This is a genomic window from Streptomyces sp. NPDC002889 (assembly GCF_042888425.1).
Lineage (GTDB): Bacteria > Actinomycetota > Actinomycetes > Streptomycetales > Streptomycetaceae > Streptomyces.
The window spans coordinates 1-1,380 of sequence record NZ_JBIAPT010000087.1 but is presented as its reverse complement, the minus strand read 5'-3'; the positions used below and the strand labels follow the sequence as shown (position 1 = coordinate 1,380).

The 1,380-nt window shown below is 71.7% G+C and carries 1 protein-coding gene; it reads right to left on the bottom strand.

All coding sequences use genetic code 11. The annotated features are described in order from the left end of the window. On the bottom strand, positions 1 to 1,361 hold a 1,361-nt coding region (locus ACFYWI_RS38495; protein ID WP_389240852.1), incomplete at its 3' end, for a DEAD/DEAH box helicase. Positions 1,362 to 1,380 lie beyond the last annotated feature (19 nt).

The following is a 1,380-nucleotide window of genomic DNA, read 5'->3' as shown; positions in this document are numbered from 1 at the left end:
ACGCCGGAGGGGGTTTGTGCTCCGGTGATGCGGCTCAGTTCGGCCTGGCCGGAGCGGACCTGGGCGATCTGCGGGGTGATGCCGGCGTCTGCCATCAGGCGTGCCATCTCGCGGCGCTGGTTGGGCAGGACCAGGGTGACGACGCTGCCGGATTCGCCGGCGCGGGCGGTGCGGCCGCCGCGGTGCAGGTAGTCCTTGTGGTCGCTGGGCGGGTCGACGTTGACGACGAGGTCGAGGTTGTCGACATGGATGCCGCGGGCGGCGACGTTGGTGGCCACCAGCACGGTGACATGGCCGGTCTTGAACTGGGCCAGGGTGCGGGTGCGCTGGGGCTGGGACTTGCCGCCGTGCAGCGCCGCGGCGCGTACGCCGCTGTGCAGCAGGTGCTTGGTGAGCTGGTCGACGGCGTGCTTGGTGTCCAGGAACATGATCACCCGGCCGTCGCGGGCGGCGATCTCGGTGGTGGTGGCGTACTTGTCGGCGCCCTGGACGTGCAGGACGTGGTGTTCCATCGTGGTCACCGCGCCCGCGGAGGGGTCGACCGAGTGGACGACCGGGTCGCTGAGGTAGCGGCGGACCAGCAGGTCGACGTTGCGGTCCAGCGTGGCGGAGAAGAGCATCCGCTGGCCTTCGGGGCGTACCTGGTCCAGGAGTTCGGTGACCTGGGGCATGAAGCCCATGTCGGCCATCTGGTCCGCCTCGTCCAGGACGGTGATGTTCACCCGGTCCAGGCGGCAGTCCCTGCGCTCGATCAGGTCCTTGAGGCGGCCGGGGGTGGCGACGACGACCTCGGCCCCGGCGCGCAGTGCACTTGCCTGGCGTCCGATGGACATGCCGCCGACCACGGTGGCCAGCCGCAGCTTCAGCGCGCGGGCGAAGGGGGTGAGCGCGTCGGTGACCTGCTGGGCCAGCTCCCGGGTGGGCACCAGGACCAGGGCCAGCGGCTGCCGGGGCTCCGCGCGCTGCCCGGCGGTGCGCGCCAGCAGCGCCAGACCGAAGGCGAGGGTCTTGCCCGAGCCGGTACGCCCACGGCCCAGGACGTCCCGGCCGGCCAGCGAGTTCGGCAGCGTGGCCGACTGGATCGGGAACGGCTCGCTCATGCCCAGGCCGGTGAGCGTCCTGACCAGCTCGACCGGCATGTCCAGCTCGCCGAAGGACGCGGCGGCCGGAAGCGCCGGGGTGACGCTGACCGGCAGGGCGAATTCCCCCTGGAGCGCGGCCGGACGACGCCCGTAGCCGCCGGAACGGCCGCCGGGACGCCCCTGACCCTGCGGACGGAAACGGGCACCCCGGTCGGAACCGGCAGAGCCACCCTTCCGCGGGTTGGAATAACGGTCGTTCGTGCGAGTCGTGCGGTTCATGCAGAACCTTTCCTCGATA